We start from the raw sequence: 5,439 nt of genomic DNA on the forward strand, positions 1-5,439 counted from the left end.
CCTTGCTTTTGTTGTTATGAACATTCTAACAGGAAATCATGATGGATTCACCAGACACGCCCTAGGAAAGCCGGTTCGCAGCTAAATGAATGCGGTAGCGCTATCGAAAACTTACAAACGAATTCATTCAGGTAAGTGAAGGAGGAAGCATATGTCCTTAAAGGAAACCGTCACCCCTGTTAAGGAAGACGTTGTACATCAGCCGGATTTTCAATTCGCTGCTTGGTGCCTGCGTCAATACGGGATAAACAGAGGTGTTTACAATACGATTGATGACTGGCTTTTCAGATTCGGTATGAAAGATATTGTTTCCCGTCGTATGATGATCATCTCTTTTTTGACCCAAGTGCGACAATCCAAGTTGAATCATGAAAACAGTGAAAAAATCAAATTTGGGAAAGGGTTGCTCGTTGCCGCACTCACACGGTTTCTCAATAAGGAATGCGTCTGAAGTTTTCAAGTAAAAGTGAATTTTGCATCAAAATGTCCCCTGGTCAGCCGTCGGCTCTTAGAATCCGGGCAGCACGGGTGAAACATTTTATAAATAAGTTCAATGAGGTGAGCAGACAGATGGCATTAAAGTTTGCTTATTGGGTTCCCAATGTAAGCGGAGGGTTGGTAATCTCCAAAATTCCCCAGAAAACCGACTGGTCTTTTGAAGCGAATACGCGGTATGCTCAGACTGCAGAACAGGTCGGCTTTGATTTCGCCTTGTTGCAGACCCGCTTTATTGCCAGTTATGGAGCGGAAAATCAATTGGAGGCGATTACCCTGGCAGCTGCTTTGGCGGGCGCAACAAAAAAGCTGAATCTCATTGCCGCCATATTGCCCGGTTTGTGGCACCCGGGAGTTGTCGCAAAGATGATTGCGACTCTCGATCACATCAGCCATGGACGAGCGGCGGTAAATATTGTCAGCGGGTGGTTTAAAGGCGAGTTTAACGGATACGGGGAACCATGGTTGGACCACGATGAGCGGTATCGCCGTTCGGAAGAATTTATCAGAGTGCTTAGAGAGATGTGGACGAGTGAAGAAACAACTTTTCGGGGGGATTTCTATCGTATTAACAAAGCTCCACTCAAGCCAAAACCAATTTCCCTTCCTCCTATCTTTCAGGGAGGGAATTCCAAGGCCGCAAGACAAATGGCCGCAAGGGTGTCCGATTGGTACTTCATGAACGGAAACACCATGGATGGGTTTAAAACGCAGATTGATGAGATAAAATCATTAGCCGCCATAGAAGGCAGAAAGTTAAACTTTGGCGTCAATTCATTTGTCATTGTGAGGGATACGGAAGAAGAAGCTAAGCAAGTGCTCCGTGATATTGTCGCTAATGCGGATGCTGAAGCGGTGGAAGGTTTCAGAGATCAAGTTCGCTTTGCAGGCAAAGCCTCTCCAGAACGGGAGGGGATGTGGGCCAATTCGAAATTCGAAGATTTGGTTCAATATAACGACGGATTTAAAACAGGACTGATCGGGACGGCTGAGCAAGTGGCCGACCGAATCATCGAACTGAAAAAAATAGGTGTTGACCTGATATTGACCGCGTTTTTGCATTATGACGAAGATTTAAAGGCATTTGGCGAAAAAGTGATTCCGCTTGTGCGTCAAAAAGAATCGCTTATAGAGAAAAAAGTTGAATCGATTTAAGGCTGATCATAGAAGGGAGAATCCAAATGAGTTCAAATTTGGTACAGGTTCAGGGCAATCATGAAAATTATAGGGCGGAAGTGAAAAAAATCGTTGAGGACGTCATTAAACCGCGATCGGAACGAACGGACCGGGAAGGAATATTCCCCAGGGAGAATATGCAAACTCTGGCTGAGGCAGGGTGGAACGGCGTACTTATCCCCAAACAATGGGGAGGACTGGGCTTGGATCATGTTGCATTTGCCATTGCTGCCGAGGAAATTGCGAAAGGATGCGCTTCAACCTCGCTGGTTTACGTCATGCATGTGGGTGCTGTACAAACAATTGCACTCTATGGCAATGAAGATCAAAAGGAACGATGGCTCAAACCGATTCGACATGGTCTAATCGGCACATACTCTACAAGTGAGAAAGCTACCGGGGGTCACTGGTGGTATAACTTTAGTGAGGCCGCGCGTGATGGCGAGGAATATATTTTGAATGCCGAAAAGTCATTCACCACAAGCGCAGGGCAGGCGGATTTTTATGTTTTTCAAACAAAGTCGCCCGGAGCCCAAAAGCCAACGGATATCAGTTTTTTTATCATTGACGGAAAACTGCCCGGGATAACGCCGGGAGTGTGGGATGCGCTCGGCGTAAGGGGAAACCATAGCGGTTCCATTCGTTATGAAAACGTTAGAGTGCATTCTCGGGATAGATTGGGCAAGGAAGGCCAAGGCAAAGAAATAGTGGAAAGCGGTGTCTCGCCTGTTTACTTAATCGGATTGGGATCCACTTGGCTCGGCGTAGCCGAGGCGGCGCTTGAGGCGGCAACACAATATGCCAAAGGCACAATTCATCGAGATTTCAATAAACGGTTGGTGGATTATCAAGTCATTCGTCAACAATTAGCGGAAGTGAAAGTTTTAATCGAAAGCCTTAAGCCTTGGCAAATTCGTTTGGCGCAACAGCTAGATGCTCTTCAAGCAGAAGGACGCCCCCAAGTGGAATTGCTGTTGCCGCTTGTTGAGTTTAAAATCCACGCTGCTGAGGTAGCGAATAAAGCAGCACGGGCGGCTCTGGACGTAAGCGGTGGATACGGATATAAACGTGGGGTACTGGAACGTCTATACAGAGATGCTCGTGCCGGTATCGCAATGGGACCGTCCAATAATATTGCGCGTGAATGGATCGGAAAGGCATTGGTGGGATTGCCTTTGGAGTTGTGGTATGAAGGTGGGGAATAGACCTACTTAATAGATGAACCTCCCTCCGCCTGAAGAGGCGGGGGTTTCTTACCATCAGGAGCAACAGCACTTCTGCGTGGGTAATGGTTTGTATGACTCACTCAATCAAAAGATCCCTAAGTATGCAACATGCATGGTAAGCGCATGGGTCGGAACATCGCTAAGCGATCCATAGATACGTTAGCGTCGCAAAGAGGACCTATTTGCGATCAGGCAGGAATCATTTTACGTGGTGATTGCTTATCCTCACTACAACTCCATATGATTCAGTTTTCAAAGTGTAGCACATATGTGCGTATCTTGTTTTCTATAAATACCCCTTTTTCTTTCCTGCTTGGAAAAAAAGTTTGTTCTAAGCATCCCCATCAGGGGATACAGAACAAAGCGCAATTTATGAAAACAAAGGGGGAAATTCAATAAATGGCTACAAGGGGAGAACAATTTCTCGACAGCTTGAAGGACGGTCGGCGTGTTTGGCTGGATGGGAAACAAGTAGATGATTTGCCTGGGCACCCCGCCTTTTCCGGAACGCTAGATACGATCCGGCGGCTGTTCGACCTGCTCGATGATCCGAACGAGCAAGACTGGGTCGGTTTCGAGGTGCCCGGAAAAGACAAATATGTCCACAGTTCCTTTCTTGTTCCCCATACCCCGGAGGATCTCGCCAGGCGCAGCAGAGCTTTTGCTTATTGGGCAAGGGAAACGAACGGCGTCATGAGCCGGCTGTCGGACTATGCACGCTCGATGGTAACAGGCTGGTATGCTGCGAGAAAACGGTTGGGGAAACTAGATTCGCATTTTAATGAGAAGATCACTGCATTTTATCATGAGGCCCGGGATCGGGACCTGTTCCTGACAACGGCGCTGCTTGATCCACAGATCAACCGCTCCGGCGACTTGGACGACCGCGTTATTGCCGAACGGTATCTGCATACCGTGAAAGAGACGAGAGAGGGGATCGTTGTTCGCGGTGCCAAAATGATTGCTACGTCGGCACCGTACACCCACGATTTTCTCATTTTCTCGTTCCATCGATTGCCAAGCGGAAACAGCACGCATGCTCATGTGCTCATTGTGCCGGCAAACGCTCCCGGATTGCATATCGTTTGCCGTGAATCGTTCGCGGACGGAAGAGACCGGGATCATATTCTGAGCTCCCGGTATGACGAAATGGACGCGGTCCTGCTGTTTGACGACGTCTTCATTCCCTGGGAGAGAGTGCTCCTTCACGGAGACGCCGACGCCGTATGGCATCTCCGATCCGACAGGACAGCCAACGCCCTCGCCTTCCACCAGACGGTGGTCCGTTTTGCAGTCAAACTGGAATTTGTGGCGGGGGTCGCATTTGCGGTAGCGGAAGCGATTGGAGTTGACGGATTCCTGCACATTCAGGAGAAACTCGGAGAACTAATCACGCAAATAGACACGATCAAAGCGCTCGCGCTTGCAGCGGAGTCGCAGGCCCGGCATGATGAATCCGGGGTGCTCGTACCCGAGCTCTCTTACCTCGACACGGCCAGAAGCCTGGGCACCCGGCTTTATCCACGCGCGATCGAAATTTTGCAGCAGATCGGCGGCAGCGGATTCGTCCAGACCCCCTCCACAGTGGACGAATTCGATGGGCCGATTTCCCGATTGCTCCAATTGTATTTTGAAGGAGCCTCCGTTGGGGCCGAGCAAAAGGTCAAGCTGTTTAAGTTGGCGTGGGATTTGATCGGCAGTCCTTTAGGTGCGCGGCACGAGTTGTACGAACGTTTCTATGCGGGCGATCCGGTGCGGTCTTTCGCCAATCAATATCTTTACTATGACAAGACGGTGCTAACTGGCCCCGTTTGGAAACTGTTGCAGAAGACCGGTGTTACTCAGCACTAAAGTTATGGATCTTCATGAATTCGAGACGTCGATGCTTTATTCTCTGGTATCCTTGGTAGGCGAAATTCATGCATGATTGTGTCTTTCATTTCGGCCACAGTAGATCCGCTTCCCTCCCGCAGGGCCCAGGCCAATCCAATCTGCTGAGGATCGGCTTCAAATCTTCCAAAGGATTTTTCAATTAAACCACTTTCCTACTGGAAAGTGGTGAGAATGTTGACAAACCCTGCGAATCAACTTTGTTGATCGCAGGGTTTTTGTATATAAAAGGGATATAAACAATTAATGGATGAATATCAACCCATAAAACTTAAAACCACCTCCCTTACCTGCTCTCGAAAGCAGCATAGCCAACTTTTTTATGTTTTGAGCCACAGCAGTTAGGAGGCATTGCTCTTGAATTTTTGCAAGCCCCCTGTAGCGTGCGTATCGAAGACCATGAAGTTCCTTCGCGTCAGCGAAGCTACGTTCAATCGTTTCTTTTCGACGCTTATATAATGTTTTTCCACGTGGGCTTAAGCGATTTTGTCTAACCCACTCTTTTGCATCTTCCCATACATGACGTGTTAGGATTTTTGTGTGATTCTTTGACTTTGTGCAATTCTTAAGAAAAGGACATTGCTTATAAATCTCGGGATTGGATTTGTACTGTCTGTATCCTTCACGGTTGGTCGTTCGATATGTAAGTTGA

Annotated in this window: 5 protein-coding genes; 4 read left to right on the plus strand and 1 reads right to left on the minus strand. The window is 48.0% G+C overall.

Going from position 1 to position 5,439, the window contains the following annotated elements; genetic code table 11:
- Positions 1–151 precede the first annotated feature (151 nt).
- From ACFQNG_RS10495 to ACFQNG_RS10510, 4 genes are all read left to right on the plus strand, one after another.
- Positions 152–451, plus strand: coding sequence for a hypothetical protein (locus ACFQNG_RS10495; RefSeq protein WP_379864878.1), 300 nt, complete (start codon positions 152–154; stop codon positions 449–451).
- Between the two features lie 119 nt (positions 452–570).
- Positions 571–1,650 carry a dimethylsulfone monooxygenase SfnG gene (sfnG, locus tag ACFQNG_RS10500; RefSeq protein WP_379864879.1) on the plus strand — a complete coding sequence of 360 codons (1,080 nt, stop codon included), beginning with the start codon at positions 571–573 and terminating at the stop codon, positions 1,648–1,650.
- A 26-nt stretch (positions 1,651–1,676) separates the two neighbouring features.
- On the plus strand, positions 1,677–2,876 hold the full coding sequence (locus ACFQNG_RS10505; protein ID WP_379864880.1) for an acyl-CoA dehydrogenase family protein: 1,200 nt from the start codon (positions 1,677–1,679) through the stop codon (positions 2,874–2,876).
- A 420-nt stretch (positions 2,877–3,296) separates the two neighbouring features.
- The gene (locus ACFQNG_RS10510) at positions 3,297–4,748 is read left to right on the plus strand and encodes a 4-hydroxyphenylacetate 3-hydroxylase family protein (RefSeq protein ID WP_379864881.1); all 1,452 of its coding nucleotides are present in this window, start codon (positions 3,297–3,299) and stop codon (positions 4,746–4,748) included.
- A 282-nt stretch (positions 4,749–5,030) separates the two neighbouring features.
- On the opposite strand, the gene ACFQNG_RS10515 is transcribed toward ACFQNG_RS10510, so the two are convergent.
- Positions 5,031–5,439, minus strand: a 409-nt coding sequence (locus tag ACFQNG_RS10515) for a transposase (protein ID WP_379864882.1), incomplete at its 5' end; no start/stop codon positions are given.

The sequence above is a fragment of the Laceyella putida genome (assembly GCF_042665195.1).
GTDB classification, from domain to species: Bacteria; Bacillota; Bacilli; order Thermoactinomycetales; family Thermoactinomycetaceae; genus Laceyella; species Laceyella putida.

Excerpts from the sequence above, each read along its gene's own strand:
- ACFQNG_RS10495 (WP_379864878.1), top strand. The coding sequence starts at position 152 with ATGTCCTTAAAGGAAACCGTCACCCCTGTTAAGGAAGACGTTGTACAT.
- ACFQNG_RS10510 (WP_379864881.1), top strand. The coding sequence starts at position 3,297 with ATGGCTACAAGGGGAGAACAATTTCTCGACAGCTTGAAGGACGGTCGG.
- sfnG (WP_379864879.1), top strand. The coding sequence starts at position 571 with ATGGCATTAAAGTTTGCTTATTGGGTTCCCAATGTAAGCGGAGGGTTG.
- ACFQNG_RS10505 (WP_379864880.1), top strand. The coding sequence starts at position 1,677 with ATGAGTTCAAATTTGGTACAGGTTCAGGGCAATCATGAAAATTATAGG.